Source organism: Micromonospora sp. WMMD1102 (assembly GCF_029626265.1).
GTDB lineage: Bacteria > Actinomycetota > Actinomycetes > Mycobacteriales > Micromonosporaceae > Plantactinospora.
On the sequence record NZ_JARUBN010000001.1, the window covers coordinates 8578377 to 8602273 of the forward strand.

Sequence of the window (23897 nt, forward strand, 5' to 3'; positions counted from 1 at the left end):
GCCAGGCATACGCTCGTGGCCGGGCGCCCGGGCGCGTCACGGATCACCGCGACGGTGCTGATTTGAGCAGTTTGGCAGCAATCCGGTCGGGCTTCGGCCACCGCACGTCGTACGCGGCGCCGACCTTCTCGAACAGCCAGATCGCCCGGGCGGAGATGTCCACCTGACCACGGAGTACGCCGTGCCGGGCGCAGGTCGGGTCAGCGTGGTGCAGGTTGTGCCAGCTCTCCCCGAAGGAGAGGATCGCCAGCGGCCAGAAGTTCGTCGCCCGGTCGCCCTGGCGCACCTCGAACGGGCGCTCGCCGTAGACGTGGCAGACCGAGTTGATCGACCAGGTGATGTGGTGCAGCAGGGAGATCCGGACCAGACCCGCCCAGAAGAAGGCGGTCAGTGCGCCCTGCCAGGACCAGGTGATCAGGCCGCCGAGCAGTGCCGGGGTGAGCAGTGAGAGGGCCACCAGCAGCGGGAAGAGCCGGTCGACCCGGCTGATGTCCTTGTCGGCGATCAGGTCGGGGGCGAACCGCTCGCGGTTGGAGAGCTCCCGCTTGAACAGCCAGCCGACGTGCGCGTGGAACAGACCCTTGGTCAGTCCCCGGACGCTGGCGCCGAACCGCCACGGCGAGTGCGGGTCGCCCTCGACGTCCGAGAAGGCGTGGTGCCGGCGGTGGTCGGCGACCCACTGGGTGATGTCGCCCTGTACGGCGAACGAGCCGGCGACCGCCAGCGTGACCCGCAGCCAGCGCTTGGCCTTGAACGACCCGTGCGTGAAGTACCGGTGGAAGCCCACCGTGATGCCCAGCCCGGCGACCACGTACCAGACGCCGGCGATGGCGATGTCGGTCCAGCTCAGCCAGCCGCCCCAGGCCACCGGCACGGCTGCGAGCAGGGCGAGGAAGGGAACGGTGACGAAGGACCACAGGGCGAAGAGGATGCCCTTGGACTGGACGCCGTCGGTGAGTGGCTTGGGACCCTTCTTGGCCCCGGCGGCCGGTGGGTCGAGCAGGACGGAGGACATGGCACCTCGCTGAGCGTAGGGGGAGAGCGCTAACTTACGCCTACGTCACCGTAACCTACGCTCTCGTAGTCTGCCATGGACGCGAACCTGAAAATCCGCTGGCAGCCATCGACGGATCCTGTCGTACGTCTGTTCTAGCGTGCTGGTCATGGTCGATCCGTTGGCCGCCGAGGCGCGCCGGTTGCGCACCGTCGAGATGCTCTCCGCGCGGGAGATCCGGCGGCGCCTGGGCATCGGCAAGGACCGGTTGTCGGCGTTGCTGGCAGATGTTCCCCCACCGGAGTGGACGAAACGGCCGAACGCCAAGGACGGGTTGCGGGCCCGGGCCGTCGAGCTGCGCGGGAGCGGACGCTCGGTGCCGGAGATCGCCGTCGAGCTGGGGGTGGCGAAGTCGACGGCGTACCGCTGGGTCCGGCACCTCCCGCTGGACCGCGACCCGGAGGCCGAGGCGGACCGCCGCCGCGCACACTCCCGCCGGATGACCGACGCGAGGTGGGACTCTCACCGAGTGGCCCGTGACGCGGCCGAGGCGGCGGAACACACCCGAGCGGCCGAGCGGCTCGGGCAGATCGATGAACGCGATCTTCTCGTCCTCGGGGCGGCGATCTACTGGTGCGAGGGGGGCCAAGTCGAAGCCGTGGCGCCGTGACGATCGCGTTGTCATCATCAACAGTGATGTCCGACTGTTGGCGCTCTTTCTCCGCTTCCTGGAGTGCTGTGGAGTCGATCGAGGCGTTCCGACCTATCGCCTGAGCATCCACGAGTCGGTCGATGCCGAGGTTGCCGCCCAGTGGTGGCAGGAGACGCTCGACCTGCCGGCTGAGCGGTTCCGTCGACCCACGCTCAAGCGCCATCGGCCGAAGACCGTCCGCTACAACACGGGCGTTGACTGCCATGGCTGTTTGATAATCAACGTCCCACGCAGCCGCGAGCTCTACTGGCGCATCGAAGGCACGATCAACGCGCCGTTCGCTGCGGTGAGTGCGGTGCCGGCGGATGATCGATGAGCCGCTAGGCTGTTACCCCGATGGGGTGTGGGGTAACGGCAACCCGCAGGCCTTTGGAGCCTTGAGCTTCTGGTTCGAATCCAGACACCCCAGCATAAATCGGACATCACTTATTTGCCTGCTCCATCCCTGGGCCCAAGAGCATGGTGGCTATTGTCTGGTTAGCATGGGGCCGCATACTGCCGGCCGTCCTGACGGGAGCATTCTCGTGTCCCAGCCCCGCCTCCGCACCGTCGTCGTCCTCGCCGCCGGTGAGGGCAAGCGGATGAAGTCGGCGCTACCCAAGGTGCTCCATCCGATCCTCGGCCGCACCCTGCTCGGCCACGTGCTGGCCGCGGCCGCCCCGGTGTCGCCGGACCGCACGCTTGTGGTGGTCGGGCACGGCGCCGACCAGGTCAGCGCGCACCTGCGCGACGTCGCCCCGCACGCCGAGCCGGTGCTCCAGGCCGAGCAGAACGGCACCGGGCACGCGGTCCGGATCGCCCTGGAGAGCGCACCCGAGACCAGCGGCACCGTCGTGGTGCTCAACGGCGACGTGCCGCTGCTGCGCCCGGAGACCGTCACCGAACTGGTCGCCGCGCACGAGGCGGCCGGAGCGGCGGCGACCGTGCTCGCGGCCGAGGTGGCCGACCCGACCGGCCTGGGCCGGATCGTCCGGGGCGCGGACGGCGGGCTGGAACGGATCGTCGAGGAGCGGGACGCCAGCCCGGCGCAGCGGGCGATCCGGGAGATCAACGCCGGGATCTACGCCTTCGACGGCGCCCTGCTGCGCGACGCGCTGGGCAAGCTCTCCACCGACAACGACCAGGGCGAGGAGTACCTCACCGACGTCTTCGGCCAGTTCGCCGCGACCGGCGAGTCGGTGGCGGTGCACGTGGCGGCGGACGCCACCGAGACGCTCGGCTGCAACGACCGGGTCGAGCTGGCGGCGCTGCGCCGGTTGCTGCGCGACCGGGTCAACGAGGGCTGGATGCGCAGCGGGGTGACCCTGCTCGACCCGGCGACGACCTGGATCGACGTCACCGTCACGCTCGGCCGGGACGCCGTCGTCGACCAGAACACCCAGCTCTGCGGCGCGACCACCGTCGGTCCGGAGGCCGCCATCGGCCCGGACACCACGCTTGTCGACACCACCGTCGGGGCCGGGGCCACGGTGGTCCGGGCGCACGCCACCGGCGCGGCGGTCGGCCCGGGGGCCAGCGTCGGCCCGTACGCGTACCTGCGGCCGGAGGCGACGCTGCGGGAGAAGGCGAAGGTGGGCACCTTCGTCGAGGTGAAGAAGTCCGAGATCGGCGAGGGGGCCAAGGTGCCCCACCTGAGCTACGTCGGCGACGCGACGATCGGGCCCCGGGCCAACATCGGTGCCGGGACGCTCTTCGTGAACTACGACGGGGTGAACAAGCACCACACGGTGGTCGGGGAGGCGGCCTTCGTCGGCTGTGACACGAGTCTGGTCGCCCCGGTCGAGGTGGGCGCCGGGGCGTACGTGGCGGCCGGCAGCGCGGTGACCTCCGACGTACCGCCCGGCGCGCTCGCGGTGACCCGGGCACAGCAGCGCAACGTCGACGGCTGGGTGCTGCGTCGCCGGCCCGGCACCAGGTCGGCTGCGGCGGCGGAGCGTGCCGGACAGGTGCCGCCCGGCGCAAGCGAAGGTGAGCCAACGCACGAGGGCTCCGGAGCGGATGAAGCTCGCCCGGCCTCGGGAGATACTGCAACCGAATAGTCTCTCCGCCCAACACAGGGTGACCCACCGACAAACGGGAGCAGACGAGCCGATGGGCAGCATCGTCGCCGAAAATCGCAAGAGTCTGATGCTCTTCTCCGGGCGGGGTTTCCCGGAGTTGGCAACGGAGATCGGTGAGGTGCTCGGGGTGGCGCCGACACCGGCCGACGCGTACGAGTTCGCCAACGGTGAGATCTTCGTGCGGTTCAAGGAGTCGGTGCGTGGTTCGGACGCCTTCGTGGTGCAGTCCGTCACGCACGGCGTGAACAAGTGGGTGATGGAGACTTTGATCATGGTCGACGCGCTGAAGCGCGGTTCGGCCAAGCGGATCACCGTCGTGCTGCCGTTCTATCCCTACTCCCGGCAGGACAAGAAGCACCGTGGCCGGGAGCCGATCTCGGCCCGGCTGGTGGCGGACCTGCTCAAGACGGCCGGGGCCAACCGGATCCTCACCGTCGACCTGCACACCGCGCAGATCCAGGGCTTCTTCGACGGGCCGGTGGACCACCTGTTCGCGATGGACATCCTGGCCGAGTACGTGCAGCGCAAGTACGCCGGCCGCCCGATGACTGTGGTCGCCCCCGACTCCGGCCGGGTACGTGTGGCCGAGCGCTGGACCGACCGGCTCGGCGGCTGCCCGCTGGCCTTCATCCACAAGACCCGCGATCCCTCCAAGCCGAACCAGGTGGTGGCGAACCGGGTCGTCGGGGACGTCGAGGGCCGGGTCTGCCTGATCGTCGACGACATGATCGACACCGGCGGCACCATCTGCAAGGCGGCCGAGATCCTGCACGAGGCGAAGGCCGCCGACGTGCTGGTGGCCTCCACCCACGCGCTGCTCTCCGACCCGGCGACCGAGCGGCTGAAGAACAGCCGGATCAGCGAGGTGGTGGTGACCAACACCCTGCCGCTGCCGCCGGAGAAGCAGCTCGACAAGCTCACCGTGCTCTCCATCGCCCCGCTGCTGGCCCGGGCGATCCGCGAGGTCTTCGACGACGGCTCGGTGACCACCCTCTTCGGCGGCCTGAGCTGAGCACCGGCGCTGCCGGGCCGGGTGCGTGCGGCCGGACCGTCGGCGCTGCCGTGCCCGGTGCGCGCGGCTGACCCGCCCGCTGGGTGCCACGGCGCCGGGTGCGGGCGGGCGGGGCGGTAGGGGGAATTGGCGGATCGCGAAGCTGCCGGGCTGACTGGGCGGGTACCGCCGCAGACCCGCATCCGGGCTCGGGTAGACTGGTGCGGTTGCCACGGCGAGGGTGCTCTGCGGGCCGCTGAAAGCAAGCGCCGCACGGAGACACCGTCATCGACGCGGTGCTCCGGGCAGTGGCCACACGCGCAAGCCCCCAGCGAGCCCCTCGCCCTAGCACCGCCAACCGCCAGCCGACGTAGCGCCGCAGTGACAGTATCAGGAGTCTTCCCGTGTCCGAGGTAAAGATCAGCGCCGAGCCCCGTACCGAGTTCGGCAAGGGTGGTGCCCGTCGTACCCGCCGGGCCGGTAAGGTGCCCGCCGTGCTGTACGGCCACGGCGAAAAGCCCAAGCACATCGCGCTGCCCGCGCGTGAGTTCGCCGCCGCCATCCGGCACGGTGGCGCCAACCAGTTGTTCGCGATCGAGATCAGTGACGGCACCCAGGCGCTCGCGCTGCCGAAGGCCATCCAGCGTGACCCGATCAAGGACACGCTCGAGCACATCGACCTGCTGCTGGTCCGGCGGGGCGAGAAGGTCACCGTCGACGTGCCGGTGCAGCTGACCGGCGAGGCGGCCCGGGACACCCTGGTCGTGCACGAGCGGGACACCCTGTCGGTGACCGCCGACGCGACCCGGCTGCCGGAGGGCTTCGAGGTCTCGATCGAGGGCCTCGAGGTCGGCTCCCAGGTGACCGCGGCCGACGTGCGGCTGCCGCAGGGTGTGGAGTTGGCCGCCGACCCGGAGCAGATCCTCGCGCTCGTCACCCAGGCGCCGACGGCCGAGCAGATGGCCGCCGAGGCCGGCGAGGAGCCGACCGAGGAGGCCGAGGAGGAGGCCGGTGCCGAGGGCCCCGGTGCCGAGGCCGCCGAGGCCGAGGGCGACAACGAGGGTGCGCCCGAGCAGGCCGCCGCCCAGGCCTGAGCCACGACCGTCTGACAGGCGCCCCCGGACGTTCGGGGGCGCCTGTTCGCCTTACGAGGACCGCCCACCGGCCGCCCGCATCCGCGTCGCCGAAGGGGCCGGGAAGTGAGAACTGGGGGAGAGCGGCGTGGCGGAGGAGCTTGGACCGTGGTTGCTGGTCGGTCTCGGCAACCCCGGCAAGGAGTACGCGCGGCACCGGCACAACGTCGGCTTCATGGTGGCCGACCTGCTCGCCGAGCGGATCGGTGCCAGGTTCGGCCGGCATCGGCGGGCGGTCGCCGAGGTGGCCGAGGGGCGGCTCGGGTTCGGCGGGCCGAAGCTGGTGCTGGCGAAGCCGACGACCTACATGAACCTCTCCGGCGGGCCGGTGACCGCGCTCGCACAGTTCTACAAGGTGCCGGTGGATCAAATCGTCGCCGTGCACGACGAGCTGGACATCCCGTACGGGCAGATCCGGTTGAAGCAGGGCGGTGGCGAGGGCGGGCACAACGGGCTGCGCTCGATGTCGAAGTCGCTGGGGACCAAGGACTACCTGCGGGTGCGGTTCGGGATCGGGCGGCCGCCGGGGCGGCAGGACCCGGCCGACTTCGTACTCTCGGATTTCTCCACCGTGGAGCGCAAGGAGCTGGAGTTCCTGGTGGACCGGGCGGCCGACGCGGCGGAGACGGTCGTGAGCCGGGGCCTGGAGTGGGCGCAGAACGCCTACCACGGCGGCTGACGTTCACCTCCGGGCGCCGGTCGCCGGTGGTGCGCGGCGGGACCGGTAGTCTGTGCCGCGGGGTGAGGAGGCTAACAATGATCCCGTGTCAGGTGGCCGGCCACGACGGCTTTCCGGAGGTGTGCCGATGACCGCGCCGCCCGTGATCGACGGTGAGTTCGCCCGTTGGCTGGCCGGCCGGGCCGGCCAGGCGCTGCTGGAACTGCGGGACGAGCTCGGCTTCGCCGATCCCGGGGCGTTGAAGGCGGCCGGCGACAAGGTCTCGCACGAGCTTCTCCGCACCGAGCTGGCCCGGTGGCGGCCGGCCGACGCGGTGCTCTCCGAGGAGGACGAGGGGGCCCGGCTGGCCTGGGCCGCGGGGGCCGAGCCGGAGGTGGCGCCCCGACTCGGCGCCGACCGGGTCTGGATCATCGACCCGCTGGACGGCACCCGGGAGTTCTCCGAGGAGGGCCGGGCGGACTGGGCGGTGCACGTGGCGCTCTGGTCCCGCCGGGCCGGGACCGCGCACGGGCTGGTCGCCGGTGCGGTCGGGCTGCCCGCCCAGCACCGGGTGGTCGCCACCGACCAGCCACCGGCGTACCCGCCGATGACGCTGCCGACGGCGGCCGGGCAGACCGGGTCGACCGAGTCGGACGGCGCCGGCCGGCGGGTCAGGCTGGCGGCGAGCCGGAGCCGGCCGCCGGTCTTCCTCACCGACCTGGCCGCCGAGATCGGCGCCGAGCTGGTGCCGATGGGCTCGGCCGGCGCGAAGATCGCCGCCGTGATCAGCGGCGAGGTCGACGGGTACGTGCACGCGGGCGGCCAGTACGAGTGGGATTCGGCGGCGCCGGTCGCTGTGGCGACGGCCACCGGGCTTTTCGCTTCCCGTATCGACGGATCCGCGCTGAAATACAACCAGCCCGATCCCCGATTGCCGGATCTCGTGGTGTGCCGCAAGGATCTCGCTCCCCGGTTGCTCGCAGCGTTGCAGCAGCACCTCCGGGTAGCCTAGGCCGGGCGATGGCGACTTAACCGACCGGGAGGATCTGGAATTCCCATGGGCGAGCAGCACGGGCGAGGGTCGGCATGCGCCGGAACGGGCGGGGTGACGGCATGACGTCACCCGCTGCCTACCGGGTCTCGCATCTCGACGCGCTGGAATCCGAGAGCGTCTTCGTCATCCGCGAGGTGGTCGCCGAGCTGGAGCGGCCGGTGCTGCTCTTCTCCGGCGGCAAGGACTCGATCGTCATGCTCCGGCTGGCCGAGAAGGCGTTCGCGCCGGCCCGGATCCCGTTCCCGGTGATGCACGTCGACACCGGGCACAACTTCCCCGAGGTGCTCGAATACCGCGACCGCCGGGTGGCCGAGCTGGGGCTGCAACTGGTGGTGGCCAGCGTGCCGGAGGCGTTGGAGTCCGGGCTGGTGCAGGAGCCGGCCGACGGGATGCGCAACCGGATCCAGACGCCGGTGCTGCTCGACGCCGTGGAGAAGTACCGTTTCGACGCGCTCTTCGGCGGCGCCCGACGGGACGAGGAGAAGGCCCGGGCCAAGGAGCGGGTGTTCAGCTTCCGCGACGACTTCGGCCAGTGGGACCCGAAGAACCAGCGCCCCGAACTCTGGTCGCTCTACAACGGTCGGCACCACCCCGGCGAGTCGATCCGGGTCTTCCCGCTGTCGAACTGGACCGAGCTGGACATCTGGCACTACATCGCCCGGGAGGGGCTCGCCCTGCCGTCGATCTACTTCGCGCACGAGCGGGAGGTCGTCGAGCGGGACGGCATGCTCTACGCGGTGAACGAGTTCATCCGGCCCCGGGCCGGCGAAACGCCCTTCGTCGAGCAGGTGCGCTACCGCACCGTCGGCGACGCGTCGTGCACGGCGGCGGTCCGCTCGGTGGCGGACACCGTCGAGTTGGTGATCGACGAGGTGGCGGCGACCCGGATCACCGAACGCGGTGCCACCCGGGGCGACGACCGGGTCAGCGAGGCGGCGATGGAAGATCGCAAGCGGGAAGGGTACTTCTGAGATGACCGCGACCGTGGTCCCACCGGCCGAGGCCCGCGCGATGGACCTGCTCCGGTTCGCCACCGCCGGCAGCGTCGACGACGGCAAGTCGACCCTGATCGGCCGGCTGCTCTACGACACCAAGTCGCTCTTCACCGACCAGCTCGAAGCGGTCGAGGCGGTGAGCGCGGCGCGGGGCGACGAGTACACCAACCTGGCGTTGCTCACCGACGGGCTGCGGGCCGAGCGGGAGCAGGGCATCACCATCGACGTGGCGTACCGGTACTTCGCCACCCCCCGGCGGAAGTTCATCATCGCCGACACCCCCGGGCACATCCAGTACACCCGGAACATGGTGACCGGGGCGTCCACCGCCGACCTGGCGCTGATCCTGGTCGACGCCCGGAAGGGGCTGGTCGAGCAGTCCCGCCGGCACGCCTTCCTCTGCTCGCTGCTCCGGGTGCCGCACCTCGTGTTCTGCGTCAACAAGATGGACCTGGTCGACTGGTCCCAGGAGGTCTTCGAGCGGATCGCGGACGAGTTCACCGCGTTCGCGGCCAAGCTCGACGTGCCGGACCTGACCGTGGTGCCGATCTCGGCCCTGCACGGCGACAACATCGTCAGCCGCTCCGACAACTCGCCCTGGTACGAGGGCCCGTCCCTGCTGCATCACCTGGAGCACGTGCACATCGCCAGCGACCGCAACCTGGTCGACGTACGGTTCCCGGTGCAGTACGTGGTCCGTCCACAGTCGACGACGGTCACCGACTACCGGGGCTATGCCGGGCAGGTCGCCTCGGGGGTGCTGAAGCCGGGCGACGAGGTGATGGTGCTGCCGTCCGGGTTCACCAGCCGGATCGCCGCGATCGAGACCGCCGACGGACCGGTCGAGCAGGCGTTCCCGCCGATGTCGGTGACGGTACGCCTCACCGACGAGATCGACATCTCCCGGGGCGACCTGATCTGCCGGCCGCACAACGCCCCGGCGGTCGCCCAGGACATCGAGGCGATGCTCTGCTGGATGGACGAGACGAAGCCGTTGCGGGTCGGCGGCAAGTACGCCATCAAGCACACCACCCGGTCCGCTCGGGCGGTGGTGCGCGGCCTGCAGTACCGGCTCGACGTCAACTCGCTGCACCGGGACGAGTCCGCCGCCGAGCTGAAACTCAACGAGATCGGCCGGGTACGGCTGCGGACGACGGTGCCGCTGCTCGCCGACGAGTACCGGCGAAACCGGACCACCGGCGGCTTCATCGTGATCGACGAGTCGACGAACCGTACGGTCGGCGCCGGCATGATCGTCGAGACCGGCTGACTCCGGTCGCCTCCGGCCCCTTGCTGACCTGGCGCCGCCACTGACCTGGCCGGGGCCCCTCCCGCTCGGGAAGGTCCCCGGCCACGCCGTGGTCGAGGTCGGTCAGGGCAGTTGGCCCGGCCGGTCGACGATCGCGACCCGGAGCAGCGCCGACGCGGAGTGCAGCGACTCCTTGCCGTCAGGCAGGTGCGACAACCGGGTACCGAGGTAGGCGTGGGTGTCCCGGTCGAAGATGAGGTCGTAGTGAGCGCCGATCACACCAGGCATCCGAATCGCCACCCCGTGCCGGCCGGCCGCGTCCACCACGTCATCCGAGACGACAACCGCTCCGGGCTCCTCCGCCAGCAGTTCGAAGAGCGCGGCCAGCGCTCGGGGCGGCACATAGCCGTCGAGCATCGACCGCGCGGTGACGTACGGCATGTGGTCGGACGACGCATCCTCGTCGGCGCCCTCCGGCAGATGCAGCTCGACCGGGTGCTCACGGAGGTATCGGAGCAGCTCGTCCGGGTCGATGGGCAGGTCGCCGTGGTACGCGGGCGGCGGGAACGCGTCGAGTTTCTTGTCGGGGTCCGCGGGGTCGTCCAGACGGAGCACCTCCAGTTCGCTCCACCCGTCCGGCTCGGTCTCCGACTGGTGTCGCCGTTGAGTGTGTGCCACTCCGCCGGCCGATGTCCACAGCTGCACCCGGCCAGTCACGTACGGTCCCGTGCCCGGCTTGTCCTGCGACGTTGCCAGGACTTCCGTGAAGACGTACTGGCCGGGGCGGGCGGTGAGTTCGGGCTGCTGCCGCGCGGCAGAGGCCGCCAGGCGGAAGATCTCCGACGCGCTCGCCGTGGGCGGCGGCTGGTCGCCCGCCTCCATCGTCTGGACCGCCAGCACACCGACGGTCAGGGCGGCCGCCAGCCGAATGCGCCGGCGAGCCGCCAACCGTGCCGGAACCGGGCACGGGCGCCGAGCGGACGGGCCGCCCGACTCGCTGGCTACCCCGGTCCCCGTTCACACCCCTTCTTCGTACGGCGGTCACCAAGTGTTACTCCTCTCGGCGGAATGGCCGCAGCCGGCGGCTGACGGTCGTACCCCCTCGACCGGGTCGAACGGGTCACCGAACGAGCCGGCTACCGAGTGCCATCCGCCGATAACCCGAGCGCGCGGGTTGTCGCGAGGTCACTACGCTGGGGTGCCTGCCGCTGACTTGTCCGGACGAGGCCACAGCGGCGTCGACGTCACACAGCGGGACGGAACAGGAGGCGTGCACCGATGCAGGACGCCCGGTGGACGACGATCACGCCGTCGCAGTTCGACCACGAACGGGCCGCGTTGGAGCACATCCGCCGGCTACTGCCCGACGCCGAGCCGTACCGCGCCTGGTCGAACTTCACCTTCACCGCCGACACCGGCCACGTCTACGAGATCGACCTGCTGGTGGCAGCTCGGGCCGGCCTCTACCTGATCGAGATAAAGAGTCTGCACGGCCGGCTGACCAACAGCGGTCCGAACTGGATCGCCGACAACCAGCGGGACAACCGGGGATCGGTCCGCACCTTCGACAACCCGTTGCACCTGGCCGACCTCAAGGCCAAGCGACTCCGCTCGCTGCTCGACCGGCAAGCTGCGAAGCAGAAGCTCAAGGTGCGGGTCCCGTTCATCCAGGGGGCGGTGTTCCTCTCCGCGCCGGACCTCCAGGTCCAGCTCGACGAGCACCAACTGCACGGGGTGTACGGTCCGGAGCCGCACCCGGGGCAGCCGGCCGGGCCGCTGCCGGGCATCTGGTCAGACCTGCTCGGTGCGCTGCCCCGCGACGAGCGCCGCCAGGTGACCCCGGAGGTGTCGAGGGCGCTGCCCAGGTTGCTCCGGGAGGTGGGCATCGCGCGGAGCCGCCGCTACGAGCAGGTCGGCTCGTGGCAGCTTCAGGCCAAGCCGTTCGACGTCGGCCCGACCTGGCAGGACCATCTGGCGGAGCACGCCCAGTTCGCGCACGAGCAGCGCCGGATCCGGATCTATCTCCTGGAGCGCAACTCCGCCAAGGCGGAACGGGCCAGCATCGAGCGGGCCGCCCGCCGGGAGATGATCGCCCTGCACGGGATCAGCCATCCGGGGATCGTGCAGGTCGACACGATGGAGCCGCACGAGGGCGGCCCGGCGTTGATCTTCCGGCACGACCCCCGGGCGGTCCGGCTCGACCACTTCATGGCCCAGTACGGCGAGCGCCTCGACGTCGGCACCCGGATCGGGATGGTCCGGCAGCTGGTGGAGGCGATCGGGTACGCCCACGGCCGCCGGCTCTACCACCGCAGCCTTTCGGCCCGGGGTGTCCTGGTCAGGCCGGGCCACCGGCAGCGGGGTGAGCCGGAGGAGGCGGCCTGGCTGCGCCCGCAGCTCCAGATCAGTGACTGGCAGGCGGCCACCCGCGGGCCCGACTCGGTCGGCGGCAGCGCGGACGCGCTGCGCATCTCCCCGTCGTCGCGGCTCGGTCCGCACCTGGAGCGCTCCGCCGAGGCATACCTGGCGCCGGAGTTGAGCGCGCCGGCACCGGACCCGGTGGCCCTGGACGTCTTCGGGCTGGGCACCCTCGCCTATCTGCTGCTCTCCGGTCAACCGCCGGCCGCCAGCCGGGCCGAGCTGCTGGCCAGGCTGGCGAAGGAGGACGGCCTCCGCCCGTCGTCGACTGTCGACTCCGTCTCCGAGTTCATGGACGAGCTGGTGCAGGCGGCCACCGCGCCGGTGCCGGCCCGCCGGCTCGCCTCCGTGGCCGAGCTGCTGGAGATGCTGCAACTGGTCGAGGAGGAGTTCACCGCGCCACCGGCGGTTGCCGAGGAGCAGATCGACGTCCTGGAGGCGAAGCTCGGCGACACGGTGCTCGACTGGCAGATCAGGAAGAAGCTCGGCACCGGTTCGACCTCCCGGGCCTTCCTGGCGGAGAACACCCGGACCGGCGCGCTGGAGGTGCTGAAGGTCGCACTCTCCGACGAGAAGGCGGCCCGGTTGAGCCACGAGGCCCAGGTGCTGCGCGGGCTGCACAAGGACTCCCGGGTGATCAGGCTCGCCCGGGAGGAGCCGATCGAGGTACCGCCGCGCTGGATGATCGTCCTGGAGCACGCCGGGGAGAAGACGCTCGCCCGCAAGCTCCGCGAGGACGGCCGGCTGACCGTCGACGAGTTGGAGACGTACTCCGACTATCTGTTCGGGGCGGTCGACCACCTCCAGGGCGAGGGAGTCTTCCACCGGGACATCAAGCCGGACAACATCGCGATCAGGATCCGGCCGAACCGCACCCGCCAGCTCGTCCTCTTCGACTTCTCGCTGGCCGCGTTGCCGGTCGACGAGATCGAGGCGGGCACCCCCCGCTATCTCGACCCGTTCCTCGGCACCACCACCCGGCCCGTCTACGACGAGCAGGCAGAGCGGTACGCGGTCGCGGTCACCCTGCACGAGATGGCCTCCGGTGAGATCCCGGTCTGGGGTGACGACCTCACCAACCCGCTGCACACCGAGGGGCCGCCGGTGCTGGCGGTCGAGGCGTTCGACCCGGCGATCCGGAGCGCGCTCGTCGGCTTCTTCCACCGGGCGCTGCACCGGGACGCCGGGCAGCGGCACGCGTCGCTGAAGGAGATGCGGGACGCCTGGCAGCAGGTGTTCCGGCAGTCCGACCACACCGCCCCGGTCGGCTCGGAGCACCCGGCCGGCTCGGAGCATCCGGATGTCGAGGTCGAGACGACGGTCGCGGACCGGGACGAGGCGGCGGCCAGGGCGACCCGGGCGACCGTACTCGAAGCTTCCGGGCTGACCCCCCGGGCGGTGTCGGCGGCGCACCGGCTCGACGCGACCACCGTCGGGGACCTGCTCGGCCTGGGCTCGAAGCAGCTCTTCACTCTGCCGGGTCTGGGCGCCAAGACCCGGGGCGAGTTGCAGCAGCGGTTGCGGGAGTGGCGGGGCCGCCTCGGCGAGCAGGAGTCGGGTCCGGCGCCGTCGCGGAACCGTGCGGAGGCGCGCGCCGAGATCGCCGCCGAGACGGTACGCGCGGACGAGCGGTCGGGCGCCGACGGCAGGTCGCCGGCGGACCTCGCCCGGATCGGGCTGGACGCCGTCACCGCCTTCCTGGTGCCGCAGCACCCGAACCAGAAGCAGGTGGAGGCGGTACGCCTGTTGCTCGGTCTGCCGGACGAGGCGGGTGCACTGCCGGACCTGCCACCCTGGCCGCTGCAGTCGCAGGTGGCGAAGCGGGTCGGGGTGACCCCTGGCCGGGTGGCGCAGTACCTGATAGCCGAGCGCAAACGCTGGCACGCCGACCCGGTGCTGGCCAGCGTCCGCGCCGAGCTGATCACCCTGCTCGCCGAGAGCGGTCGGGTGATGGAGGCTACCGAGCTGGCCACCGCGTTGCTGGTACGACGCGGATCGGGGGAAGACTTCGAACCGGTACGCCGGGCGGTGGCCCTTGCCGTGGTCCGGGCGGCCGTCGAGATCGACCCGCTCGCGGACGAGCCGAGATTCGCCGTACGGCGGCACGGTGATCCGTCGCCGGAGAGCCGGAACCGCGACCGGCTGCTGATCGCCCTAGAGGTGGCGGCCGACGAGTCACCCGACACCCCGTCCGCGCCGGCGCTGCTCGACCTGGCCGACGCGCTCGGCAAGGCGGCGGACCGGCTCGCCGAGCTGGAGGTGCTGCCGAGCCCGGCGACGGTGCTGCGCGAGCTGGCCGCCGTCACCGTGGGCGAGCAGGGCTTCCGGCTCGACGACCGGCGGATGGTGCAGTTGGCGGCGGTGGCTTCGGCGCGGGCGGCGGCCTCGCCCCGGCTGGAGATCTATCCGCGTGATCTCGATCCGGTGCGGGCACTGCGGCTGACCCAGGCCGGCCTGGTGCCGCCGTCGACCACCCAGCGGCGTGCCGAACTGCGCGAGAAGGACATCCAGCAGCGGGTCGCCGCACGGTTTCCGGAGATGCCGCCGCTGCCCGGCCATCCCCGGCTGGGGCACCTGCTCGCCGAGGCGGGCTTTCCGCTGATCTACCGGAACGGGGCCTATCACGCCCGGCCGGGGACCGGCTCGTCGACCAGGATGTCGTCGCAGCAGCGGCGGTCGACCGACAGCAGGATGACGATGTGGAACGCGGCCTCACCGGAGTTGGCCGCCGCGTTCCGGGCCGAGCAGCAGCTCAGCCGTACCGGTGAGGAGGGCGGGTTCCGGGCGTTGACGGTGCGCACCGACCGGTATCCGGCCGCTCAGCACGAGCTGGTCCACCGGCTGAACGCGCGTCCGTGCAATGTGGCGGGACGGTTCCTGGCGCAGCTGCGTACCCTGGTCGAAGCCCGGCCGAAGCCGACCTGGAAGACGGTGCTCGCCGCCGACGCGGCCGACCCGAACTCGCGGGACGCGTTGAAGCTCGCCGAGTTCGCCACCCGGACCTGGCAGCAGCTCCGGCCGGAGCTGCTGGCCCTGCCGGACCCGCGGCTGCCGCTGCTGCTCTTCGACGCCGCGCCGCTGGCCCGGTACGGCGCGATGGAGCTGCTGGAGGAGTTGGCGGACCTGGCCCGGGGTGGGGCGGGGGCGGTGTGGCTGCTCTGCCCGATGGAGGATCCGGGGCAGCTTCCCCGGCTCGACGCCACGGTGGTGCCGGTGGCCCAGGACGAGTGGGTGACGCTGCCGGACGCCTGGGTGGCGAACGAACACCGGAACGGCCGCCCGCCGCGGTGAAGTTGACCGTCTACCTTGTCGGCGACATCGACATGGATCGGCTGCGAGCTGTGCTCTCCGGCTGGCTCGGAAAGCATGAACCTACCCTGACCATCCTGTTCGTCGCCGGACTCGTCGGTTCCAGCTTTCGGGCCCGGCCCGGTGAGGGGTTTCGAAAGATTCTCATCGCTGTCCTCGGTCATTGGCTTCGTCGACGAGATCCGCTGTAGCCCTGCTGGTCTGTCACTTCGGCCGCCTAGGGCGGTGGGGGCTGGATCAGTTCGGGCCGGTACGGGAGAGATGGGCCACGGCCTCCTCGGTGATGGATTCCACGAACTCTCGAAGGAAGGCGAGAACCTGCTCGACCTGCGGCGTAGTTGCCCGAGCATGCAGGTCCGTACTGATGAGAAGGTTCCCGTGCCGGAGTTCGTAGATGACCTCTACCGCGGCAGCGTCGAGATTCTCAATGCTCGGGTACTCTTTTGGATCCATCGGGAGCATCAACTGGACGTAGACTCCTTCGTCCCACCAGCCACTGATCTGCTGGGATGACGCACCGAACTGGCCGGCCCGTTCATGAGTTCTCAGCGAGAACACCTTCGACTTGTGGTCGCGTTCGGCATCCTCGTGGGTCGGGTACGTGCTCAGACTGACGGTGCCCCTCGGCTCGAATTTGCCGATCCCGGTGCGGAAGCGATCACTCTCGTCATAGGCACTGACGCCACAGCTCAGGTAGACGTAGCTACCACGAGTGTCGAACTTTACTGTCGGATCGTCTGAGGATCTGAGTTTCAGACCGGACCCTGCCGCGACCTCCCCCATCTTCATACCCTCGCACGTGTCAGCGGTTGGCTGCCCATACGTCACGCGTGGTTCTTGGGTCTTGGTCGGCTCCGGGCCGGAATCGCATCCGCTCATGACGAGGGCGCTCACAGCGGCCAGTGCTGCCCAGCGTCGAGCGATGGGATAGCGGGTCCGACGGCGCACGTGCATGCCGACAACTCCGTTCATCGGGCCTGCGGTAGATAGAAACCACTGCTGTTGGTGCCGTCGAGCAGCCGGGGCTGCGGGGGCACCAAACGTCCGTCCTTGCCGTCCGGGGCATACCGAATCACGTCCATCCGGGCGAGCACGGTCTGCACGTCGTCGTTGAGGGCGTAGTACTGCCTCTCCGAGTTTCCATCGATCAGAGTGATGGCATCGGTCAGGGCGTGGAGTAGTTCTTCGGCGGTGCCTCCGGTCAGGGCATGCTCATCCATGGGGTTTGGAGCTGCGCCGCTCGTAACTGCAGAGGTGGCGGCGCTGGCCATGTCGAGGCTGTTGGCCCAGAGATCCCGGCCCTTTGCCATGGGTACGAAGGCGCTGACGATGATCATGGCGTGCTTGGTGGACTGTTCCTGCTGCTGCGCTGCCGCCTGCTGGGGGCGTCGGCGTAGCTGCTCCAGGAGCGCTTCGCGGGTGGCGTGCAGCACGTTCATCAGGCTCTGCTGGGTGAGGTCGACAGTCGCGTGCGCGGCCTCCAAGCCGGCGACGAGCGAGGCGAGCATCCGATGATGACTTGCCAAGGTGTGCTCGAACGGGTCGTAGAAGTTGCCGGCAAAATCATCGGCCGCCTCACCAGACCAGTTACCCAGGGTGTGCCGCAGCTTGCCGAAGTCGTGGGGCACGAAGTCTTCCAACCGGGCCAGTGCGTCCCGCACCGGTTGGACGATGTCGTTGAGATAGACGGATCCGGTGGGATGCGCCAGCGGCTTGACCATCGTTCTGATCGAGTCCATGTTGTCCGACGCCCACCCTGCCGCTTTTGTCTTGAACTCGTCAATCTGCTTCTGGATCACCTCCTCTATCGAATCCTGCCAGATCAGGCGTGGTGGGAAGGGCGGCGGCACGCGCCACATACGGCTGAACGAGACAGTCCCGGTGAAGTCCACCTTGATCCAGGAACCGGGGGCGCTCCCGAGAGCGGCTATCTCGGCGAAGATGTCGAACGCACTGGACTCGATATCTTGCATGTACGCGAAGACCTGGTCGATGTAGTGCAACTCGGCCAGGTAGGTGCCGATTTCGTTGAGGTACTGGTGCATCTGGCGATAGTCGAAGGGGATCGAGTTGTCGACCATGGCGTCTCCCGTCTGGCCAGGTCAGTCAACGACGTTGCGGGGAATGCGGGGATCTGCCAGGGGTGGATCCCCAGGGGCCGGGGGATCGGGCGGGGCGAGGGCGGGACGCTGGTAGTCCGAGGCGTTGTTGCCCAGGAGCCGGCTGAACTCATTGGCAGCCGCCTCGTCCGTGGCCGCGTACCGGTCGGCGATCGTGACCAGCGCGGCGCCGACCTCCGACATCCGCAGCGAGGTCAACCGCAGCACGTCCTGCACCTCGGCGCGCAACTCCAGCAGACGCTGCTGGGCCGGACCGATGCCTCGGTCGGGCAGATGGAACTGCCCTTCCATCGCCCCGGCCGTCCGGTGGACGATCACGGCCACGTCGGCGTAGGTCTTGGCGATCTGGGGCAACTCGTTGCGGCCGGCCCGGTAGAGGTAGTAGAGGTGGGCACCGAGTTCCCTGCCCGAGCCCACGTCGCCGACGCTGGCGTCAGCCCCTCGATACTCCGGCCGCCACCCAGGCTCGGTTGTCTCCATGATCCGATTACCCCCGGTTGCAGGTGAATTTGCTTCGGAGGTTATAGCACGATGGGCGACTATCTCGTCACGCTACAGTCGGAAACCTGTGGATAACCTCGAGTCAACAGACTGTCCTACCCGAGCTGGCATCGTCGCCACGGTAAGGCGGTCCGCCATCATGGTCCGGCCGGGTCCAGCAATCCTGGCTATCCTCCGACCGCGGGCGGGGTCGCCCAACTATCCGGTGATCCTGTCAGTTGACAGGCTGAAACGGGCCCGGAGGTAAGCCACTGCTCGGAGCCACATCACAGTAGACGTTGACCTCGGTACGGGCCAGGTCCGCATCGGGCAGCCTGCTGCCGAAAACCAGCGCCCGTGGGCTGAAGTCGCCTGCCGCGCAGAAATCAGCTTCTCGGGTACCGTCGAACGCCCCGCCGACCACCGCTCCGGCTGCATTGCGGAACACCATGCTCATGCCCCGGCCGCCAAGGGCACGGCAGGCGTTGGAGTTTGCTGCCAGGCGCACGGTGACGAGATCGTCCTCCGCCAGCGGCGGCTGTGTGGGGTCGGGTTGTGCGCTGATCGCCGGGAACGTCCCCGTGTCGGTCTCCGGAATCCATTGGGTCCGGAACAGGTCGAGGTGGGCTCGGGCGACTTGAAGCCAGATGCCTGTCCGGCGGAAGTTCGTCGAGTTGAGCGACGCATAGGTGCCGACTACCGCACGCTCACCGGGCCGGATGATCGGAATCTCGAAGTGGTAGTGGAACAGCGCCGGATCGTCGAGCGCATAGTCACCGTCCGCGGCATGGGCTCGGAAGAACGCCCGCGTCCGGTAGGCCACGCGGGAACTCGTATTCTCCAAAACGGCACCGATGCTGACCGCGCTGTCGTTCTCGGTCTGTGTGAAGCCGGTGTCGATCACTGTGACGGCACCGCCTGACGGTGCCGCGATCCTCGTCCGGTCGTAACGATCGGGAACCGCCAGGGACAACGTCTCGGGCACTTTCGGGTACGGGCAGGCCGCGGTCTTTGGCTTGTCGTCCGGCTGCTGTGCCCACCACACGCCCGCCGCAGTCAACAGCAGCACCATTACGGACGTGCTGGCGATGACGATCGTGCGGCGCGTCACTGGCTTCCCCGCATCCTCAGCAGGTTGCCCGAGCCGAGACCTCGGACGCGGACGTCGTCGCCACGATACGCAGACCGCCAGCCCGGCTCGGTGGTCTCCAAGATCCGGCTCCCCCGATTGAGGCGAATTTGCCTCGAAGGTTATAGCACGAAGAGCGATTGCCTCGTCACTCCAGGGTCGGGAACCTGTGGATAGCGCCGATGCTCCTACCACCCGACCCTCCGATCAGGGTCCGTCCTCCTGGGTGGTGTTCCAGGTAGTTTCCTCGCCGCCAATCTGCTGGATGAACTGCTGCTCCAGGCTGACGAGGGCAGCGGCGCGTTCCCGGATGAAGTTTTCGCGGTGATCGGCGAGCAGTTGGGCCAGCGCTGCCGGCGGGATGCCGTGGCTGACCGTCACGGGCCGTAGCAGTTTCAACGGAAGATTGCGCAGAGCGTCGCGTACGGGGGTGCCGGGCGGGGTGGGTAGGACGATGCGGTTGGCGATGCTGGCGGCGCCCCGGGTTCCGGTGACGATCCGGCGGTAGGCGGCAGGTCCCGAGCGGGCCAGCAGGTCGACCAGGTCGATCGGCTCACCGTCGAGCCCGTAGCGCTGGCCGAAGTGGTTCAGCTCCCAGAGCAGGAAGGCGCGTACCCGGCCGTCCTCGGTGTCGAAGCGTTCCGGCAGCGCCTGGGGCGCCTGGCCGGGTAGGCGGAGCGGGGCGCGGCCGGTGGCGTAGGCGCGTATGTGGTGCAGGGCCCGGCGGAGTTGGAAGGCGTTGCCGCCGACGAAGACCGTCGACCACGAGGTGTTCCAGAACCAGCGGACCAGGTCCCGGCTCTGCGCCCCGTCCGGGTCGGGGCGGTGGTGGAAGAAGAGCGCGAGCAGCGTGAGCTGCTGCGGGTACGGCACCAGCCAGGCCACCGGCACCCCGGCCTCGTACCGGAGGAACCGCACCGCCCGGTGCAGGGCGACCTCGGCCTGCCCGACGATCCCGTCGAGAGTGTTGTCGACCCGGTCGGCGAGGGCGGTCCAGCGGGCGCCCTGCACGTCGTCCTCGCCGGTGATCGCGACGATGGTCTGGAAGACCGGTTCGGCCGCGACGTCCCCGAACCCGCTGTCGGCGATGCTCTCCCGGATCCCGGAGATACGGTCGGTGAGGGTTTCGGTGTGCTCGGCCTGGTAGGTCAGCGCGGAGACCATCTGGTCCGGGCTGATCTGCCGGCCGCTGCTGTTGACCCGGGAGAACGCCTCGACCGCGTGCTCCAGGTCGCCGCCGAAGAGCCGGATCACCGGAATCTTGTACGCCTTGATCCGCTGGGCGACCTGCTCGGCCTCGTCGACCAGGGCGTCGGAGGTGTCGGCGGTGGTCGGGTCGCGGGCGAGTCGGCGGGCGTGCGCGAGGAAGTCCATGGTGCGCAGTACCGCCTGCATCGGGAGCAGGTTGGCGGGCGGGGCATGCTTTCCCCAGTGCTGGAACAGCAGGTCCCGCTGGTCCGGGGCGCCGAGGGTGCGATAGATCCACCACTGCCGGTCCTGGCCGGTGCCGGCCGGTTCGGGGCGGTGCACGAGGGTGCCGAAGAGGGTGGAGAGTCGCTGGTGCCCGTCGAGCAGGTAGGCGATCGGGCCGTCCGGGGCGGGCGGGACCTCGATGCCGGCGACCCGGTCGAGGCTGGGCAGGGCGCGGCTGGTCTCCCAGACCAGGATGCTGCCGATCGGATAGCCGCGCTCGATGCTGTCGTAGAGGTCGAGCATCTGGTGCGGCTGCCAGACGTAGGGGCGCTGGAACCGGGGGACCCGGAGCCGGCCGGAGCGGACCTCGTCGAGGAGCTGTTCCAGCAGCAGCACCTCCACTCTGATGCTGAACTCCTCGGTCCGCACGGCCATCCGTTCCCCCTGGTCCCGCTGGTGTGGCAGCTGGTTGTCGTACCGTCAGATTCTGCCGGCGATGGTCGCGAGCAGCGCGCGAAGCTCGGCCACGACGTCCGGCCCGAGCTGGGCGAAGTCGTGCTCGGTGAGCGCCTCACGACAGGTGTGCATCCGGCTCAGCAGGTCGGAACCGAAGCCGTCGTGCAGGGCGGACCGGGTCCGGTGGTCGAGGTCGGGGAAGAGTTCGGCGTGGGCGCGGGTCGCGTCCGGCGACTTGTGGATCTTGGTGAAGCCGTGCTTCATGTCGTAGTGACCGCGCTGTTCCGGCGTCAATTGTTTGAGCCGGTCGAGCCGGGCGGACGCCTCGGCGAGTTTGCCGACCCCGGCGAGCACCTTGTCGGGTACGTAGTTCTCGGCCTCCCGGCGGACCAGGACGTGCACGCCGATGTCCAGTTCCTTGAGGGTTCTGGCCTTGTCGTGGCTGCCGGTCCGCTGGCGCGGGATGAGCCGGTCACTGTCGAGGACCGCGACGACCCGGATCACCCGGCGGAAGCGGTTGCCGGCGGCCAGCGCCGCCTTCATCAGGTCACTGCCGCCGCCGTGCCCGATCTCGACCCAGCGGTTGCGGAACGCGGTAAGGATCCGCTCATGATTGAGTACGTAGGCGACGGTCTCCAGGAAATGGCCGTCGGATTCCTGGTTCTCCACCACGATCACCGCACGCTGGCACAGATCATCGGAGTAGTCGGCGAGGTTGGCCCGGGACACGGTCACCGGTTCGGTGGTCGCCTGGGTGGTGCCGGTCCAGGCGTTGACGGCCACGGCCGCGTCCTCGGCGAGCGCGGTGTAGGTGCCGGCGAGCTTCGGCAGGTGGCTCGACACGAAGTCGCGTACCGCGGCGACGACGGCCACGTCCGCGACGACCCACTCGTGCCGCTCCTCGGCGAAGCAGCGCAGCAGGTCGTAGACGCGGTGCAGGTCCGCCAGGGAGTACGGTCCGGTGCGGTCGTCGGTGTCGGCGAAGACCTCCGGGGCCAGCTCAACCCGCACTGGCGTCCCGCTTCGCCCACTGGGCCCGGGCCAGCGCCCGGGTCTCCGTGTAGTCCTCGGAGAAGATGCCGGTCGGCCAGTAGTCGAGGTTGCCCTCGGCGTCGATCGTGATCCGCCGGGCCTGGGCGGCACCGTCGGACGGTTCCACGAAATAGACGGCCACGGTGTCGGGGTCCACCTTTCCTTCGGCGATGCGTCGCCGGAGCCGGAGCAGGAACGTCTCGCTGTGCGTCTCGATCAGGAACCGGACCGGGGTGGCGTCGACAGCCGCGAGATAGAGGTCGGCGAGGTCGGCGTGCGCGGCCGGGTGCAGGTGCAGCTCCGGCTGCTCGATGATTTCGAGTACGGGTCGATCCGGTGGACTGACCACGTCGAGTGCCCGCTGGACGAAGATCGGCAGGGCCTGGGCGACCCCGGTGCCCGCGTCGGCCAGGTTTACCGCGAAGTCGGTGCCGGCCGCGGAGCGGAGTACGACGGACCAGACCTCGCCCCGGCTGACCAGGTCCAGGGTCCAGCCGGGCAGGAGTTCGGCGAGCCCGGTATTCACCTGCCGGATCAGCTCGCCCTGCCGGCCGGCGGTGTCGCTGGCGAGGATGCCGGCGGCGTGCAGTCCGGTGCTGCCAAGCTCCTTCGGCATCCGGGCGGGGAGCAGGTAGCGTCGCTGCGGCTGCTCCCGGAACGGCCCGAAATAGCGGACGGAGGGAAAGTAGTTCCGGAACCTGACTGCGGCCAGCAACTCGTTGACCATCTCGTTCGGAAGCGACGGATCTTCCCGCCGCAGCAGGGGTGGCTCGGCGGGCAGTAGCCCGTGGAAGGGGACCGGCAGGTCGCTCCACACCTGGTCGCCCAACTCGACGGCATAACGGGATGGCTCGGAAGGGTCGTTCAGCTCCCACTCGAGGTGGGCCAAGCGCACCCCGGACTGGGACAGCTCCAGTTCGGAGACCACCTGGGTGTCGTAGCGGTCGCGGTTGACGTTCTGCACCGTGGCCCTGAGTCGGGTCGGCGAGAGCGGGCTGTCGACGGTCAGGTCGAGGTTGATGCTGCCGTGCGGGCGGCGGCCGTGGATCAGGTCGACGAAGAGGCCGACCAGCCCTTCGCCGAGGGCGTCGAGGTCGAGTGGGGTCGGCGCGTCGGTGTGGATGCCGGAGTCGAGCAGCACCGGGGCGCGTACCAGGGCGCTCTTGCCGGAGTTGTTGCGGCCGAGGACCAGTGTGATGGGCCGCAGCTCGATGTCCTGCCGTTGGGCAAAGCATCGATAGTTGCCGAGGGCCATCCGGACCAGAGACATGGGCCACACCATAGTCGGGTGATCGGTTGGTTGCGTACCGCCATGATGGAGGGCCTGGCCGGCCGGCGGTAGCGTGGACAAGCATGGGGGACGAGGTTCGTGCCGACCCGGTGGAGATCGTCAGGGTCGCGCAGTCCTATCTGGACAACTCCAGCGAACTCGCGTCCGCGTTGCGTGCGGTGCGCGCCGACGCCGTGCTCTCGCCGGCCGACTTCGGGCAGGTCAGCCCGGCCGGGCAGCTCACCGACGCCTACAACACGGTGACTGCCGCTGCCGGCACGGCCGTCGAGCGGGTCATCGGGGTGCTGGAGGTCGACAACGAGAGTCTGCTCCACGTCGCCTTCGCCTATCGGCAGGCCGACGAGCGGGCGGCCGAGCGGCATCGTCGCGACCATCCGAACATCCCGATCTAGGAGAGGACTCG

19 protein-coding genes, 1 tRNA gene and 1 pseudogene are annotated in these 23897 nt (G+C 69.8%); 12 read left to right on the forward strand and 9 right to left on the reverse strand.

Features of this window, described 5'->3' with window-relative positions:
* Positions 1 to 43: 43 nt before the first annotated feature.
* Positions 44 to 1015, reverse strand: coding sequence for an acyl-CoA desaturase (locus O7626_RS39080; RefSeq protein ID WP_278065934.1), 972 nt, complete (start codon positions 1013 to 1015; stop codon positions 44 to 46).
* 148 nt (positions 1016 to 1163) lie between these two features.
* Here O7626_RS39080 and O7626_RS39085 point away from each other — a divergent pair, with 148 nt between their 5' ends.
* The 10 genes from O7626_RS39085 to O7626_RS39130 all read left to right on the forward strand — a co-directional run bounded on the left by O7626_RS39085 (position 1164) and on the right by O7626_RS39130 (position 9867).
* Positions 1164 to 1664 (forward strand): helix-turn-helix domain-containing protein, encoded by a 501-nt coding sequence (locus tag O7626_RS39085; RefSeq protein WP_278065935.1) that lies wholly within the window; start codon positions 1164 to 1166, stop codon positions 1662 to 1664.
* 37 nt (positions 1665 to 1701) lie between these two features.
* Positions 1702 to 2022, forward strand: coding sequence for a hypothetical protein (locus O7626_RS39090; protein WP_278065936.1), 321 nt, complete (start codon positions 1702 to 1704; stop codon positions 2020 to 2022).
* A 21-nt stretch (positions 2023 to 2043) separates the two neighbouring features.
* Positions 2044 to 2115, forward strand: a tRNA-Gln gene (locus O7626_RS39095).
* Between the two features lie 73 nt (positions 2116 to 2188).
* The gene (gene glmU / locus O7626_RS39100) at positions 2189 to 3745 is read left to right on the forward strand and encodes a bifunctional UDP-N-acetylglucosamine diphosphorylase/glucosamine-1-phosphate N-acetyltransferase GlmU (RefSeq protein ID WP_278065937.1); all 1557 of its coding nucleotides are present in this window, start codon (positions 2189 to 2191) and stop codon (positions 3743 to 3745) included.
* Positions 3746 to 3797: 52 nt separating this feature from the next.
* On the forward strand, positions 3798 to 4778 hold the full coding sequence (locus tag O7626_RS39105) for a ribose-phosphate diphosphokinase (RefSeq protein WP_278065938.1): 981 nt from the start codon (positions 3798 to 3800) through the stop codon (positions 4776 to 4778).
* Positions 4779 to 5161: 383 nt separating this feature from the next.
* The gene (locus O7626_RS39110; protein WP_278065939.1) at positions 5162 to 5851 is read left to right on the forward strand and encodes a 50S ribosomal protein L25/general stress protein Ctc; all 690 of its coding nucleotides are present in this window, start codon (positions 5162 to 5164) and stop codon (positions 5849 to 5851) included.
* 127 nt (positions 5852 to 5978) lie between these two features.
* A complete protein-coding gene (gene pth / locus O7626_RS39115; RefSeq protein WP_278065940.1) occupies positions 5979 to 6569 on the forward strand; it encodes an aminoacyl-tRNA hydrolase in 591 nt (196 codons plus the stop codon).
* Between the two features lie 127 nt (positions 6570 to 6696).
* Positions 6697 to 7560 (forward strand): inositol monophosphatase family protein, encoded by an 864-nt coding sequence (locus tag O7626_RS39120; RefSeq protein ID WP_278065941.1) that lies wholly within the window; start codon positions 6697 to 6699, stop codon positions 7558 to 7560.
* Between the two features lie 101 nt (positions 7561 to 7661).
* Entirely contained in the window at positions 7662 to 8573 is a 912-nt protein-coding gene (gene cysD, locus O7626_RS39125; RefSeq protein WP_278065942.1) for a sulfate adenylyltransferase subunit CysD, read from the forward strand.
* Between the two features lies 1 nt (position 8574).
* Complete coding sequence (locus O7626_RS39130; RefSeq protein ID WP_278065943.1) at positions 8575 to 9867, forward strand: GTP-binding protein; 1293 nt, start codon at positions 8575 to 8577, stop codon at positions 9865 to 9867.
* Positions 9868 to 9969: 102 nt separating this feature from the next.
* Here the strand turns inward: O7626_RS39130 and O7626_RS39135 are convergent.
* Positions 9970 to 10812, reverse strand: a pseudogene (locus tag O7626_RS39135) (CU044_5270 family protein); the annotation flags it as partial.
* A gap of 312 nt (positions 10813 to 11124) precedes the next feature.
* Here O7626_RS39135 and pglW point away from each other — a divergent pair.
* A complete protein-coding gene (pglW, locus tag O7626_RS39140; protein WP_278065944.1) occupies positions 11125 to 15555 on the forward strand; it encodes a BREX system serine/threonine kinase PglW in 4431 nt (1476 codons plus the stop codon).
* Positions 15556 to 15810: 255 nt separating this feature from the next.
* Here pglW and O7626_RS39145 read toward each other — a convergent pair whose 3' ends face one another.
* The 7 genes from O7626_RS39145 to O7626_RS39175 form a co-directional block, all read right to left on the reverse strand.
* Entirely contained in the window at positions 15811 to 16362 is a 552-nt protein-coding gene (locus O7626_RS39145) for a hypothetical protein (protein ID WP_278065945.1), read from the reverse strand.
* 179 nt (positions 16363 to 16541) lie between these two features.
* Complete coding sequence (locus O7626_RS39150; protein ID WP_278065946.1) at positions 16542 to 17654, reverse strand: hypothetical protein; 1113 nt, start codon at positions 17652 to 17654, stop codon at positions 16542 to 16544.
* A gap of 21 nt (positions 17655 to 17675) precedes the next feature.
* The gene (locus O7626_RS39155; RefSeq protein ID WP_278065947.1) at positions 17676 to 18110 is read right to left on the reverse strand and encodes a hypothetical protein; all 435 of its coding nucleotides are present in this window, start codon (positions 18108 to 18110) and stop codon (positions 17676 to 17678) included.
* Between the two features lie 298 nt (positions 18111 to 18408).
* Positions 18409 to 19284 carry a hypothetical protein gene (locus O7626_RS39160; RefSeq protein ID WP_278065948.1) on the reverse strand — a complete coding sequence of 292 codons (876 nt, stop codon included), beginning with the start codon at positions 19282 to 19284 and terminating at the stop codon, positions 18409 to 18411.
* Between the two features lie 225 nt (positions 19285 to 19509).
* Positions 19510 to 21150, reverse strand: a complete 1641-nt coding sequence (locus tag O7626_RS39165; RefSeq protein ID WP_278065949.1) for a DUF262 domain-containing protein — start codon at positions 21148 to 21150, stop codon at positions 19510 to 19512.
* 45 nt (positions 21151 to 21195) lie between these two features.
* Entirely contained in the window at positions 21196 to 22182 is a 987-nt protein-coding gene (locus O7626_RS39170; RefSeq protein ID WP_278065950.1) for a hypothetical protein, read from the reverse strand.
* Positions 22172 to 23473, reverse strand: coding sequence for a DUF3696 domain-containing protein (locus O7626_RS39175; protein ID WP_278065951.1), 1302 nt, complete (start codon positions 23471 to 23473; stop codon positions 22172 to 22174). The genes O7626_RS39170 and O7626_RS39175 overlap by 11 nt, the downstream gene beginning before the upstream one ends.
* Positions 23474 to 23556: 83 nt before the next feature.
* On the opposite strand from O7626_RS39175, the gene O7626_RS39180 reads away from it, so the two are divergent.
* Positions 23557 to 23886 (forward strand): hypothetical protein, encoded by a 330-nt coding sequence (locus O7626_RS39180; protein WP_278065952.1) that lies wholly within the window; start codon positions 23557 to 23559, stop codon positions 23884 to 23886.
* Positions 23887 to 23897 lie beyond the last annotated feature (11 nt).

Excerpts from the sequence above, each read along its gene's own strand:
- O7626_RS39180 (WP_278065952.1), top strand. The coding sequence starts at position 23,557 with ATGGGGGACGAGGTTCGTGCCGACCCGGTGGAGATCGTCAGGGTCGCG.
- O7626_RS39165 (WP_278065949.1), bottom strand. The coding sequence starts at position 21,150 with ATGGCCGTGCGGACCGAGGAGTTCAGCATCAGAGTGGAGGTGCTGCTG.
- O7626_RS39150 (WP_278065946.1), bottom strand. The coding sequence starts at position 17,654 with ATGGTCGACAACTCGATCCCCTTCGACTATCGCCAGATGCACCAGTAC.
- O7626_RS39130 (WP_278065943.1), top strand. The coding sequence starts at position 8,575 with ATGACCGCGACCGTGGTCCCACCGGCCGAGGCCCGCGCGATGGACCTG.
- glmU (WP_278065937.1), top strand. The coding sequence starts at position 2,189 with ATGGGGCCGCATACTGCCGGCCGTCCTGACGGGAGCATTCTCGTGTCC.
- pglW (WP_278065944.1), top strand. The coding sequence starts at position 11,125 with ATGCAGGACGCCCGGTGGACGACGATCACGCCGTCGCAGTTCGACCAC.
- O7626_RS39175 (WP_278065951.1), bottom strand. The coding sequence starts at position 23,473 with ATGTCTCTGGTCCGGATGGCCCTCGGCAACTATCGATGCTTTGCCCAA.
- O7626_RS39085 (WP_278065935.1), top strand. The coding sequence starts at position 1,164 with ATGGTCGATCCGTTGGCCGCCGAGGCGCGCCGGTTGCGCACCGTCGAG.
- O7626_RS39105 (WP_278065938.1), top strand. The coding sequence starts at position 3,798 with ATGGGCAGCATCGTCGCCGAAAATCGCAAGAGTCTGATGCTCTTCTCC.
- cysD (WP_278065942.1), top strand. The coding sequence starts at position 7,662 with ATGACGTCACCCGCTGCCTACCGGGTCTCGCATCTCGACGCGCTGGAA.
- O7626_RS39145 (WP_278065945.1), bottom strand. The coding sequence starts at position 16,362 with ATGAAGATGGGGGAGGTCGCGGCAGGGTCCGGTCTGAAACTCAGATCC.
- O7626_RS39080 (WP_278065934.1), bottom strand. The coding sequence starts at position 1,015 with ATGTCCTCCGTCCTGCTCGACCCACCGGCCGCCGGGGCCAAGAAGGGT.
- O7626_RS39120 (WP_278065941.1), top strand. The coding sequence starts at position 6,697 with ATGACCGCGCCGCCCGTGATCGACGGTGAGTTCGCCCGTTGGCTGGCC.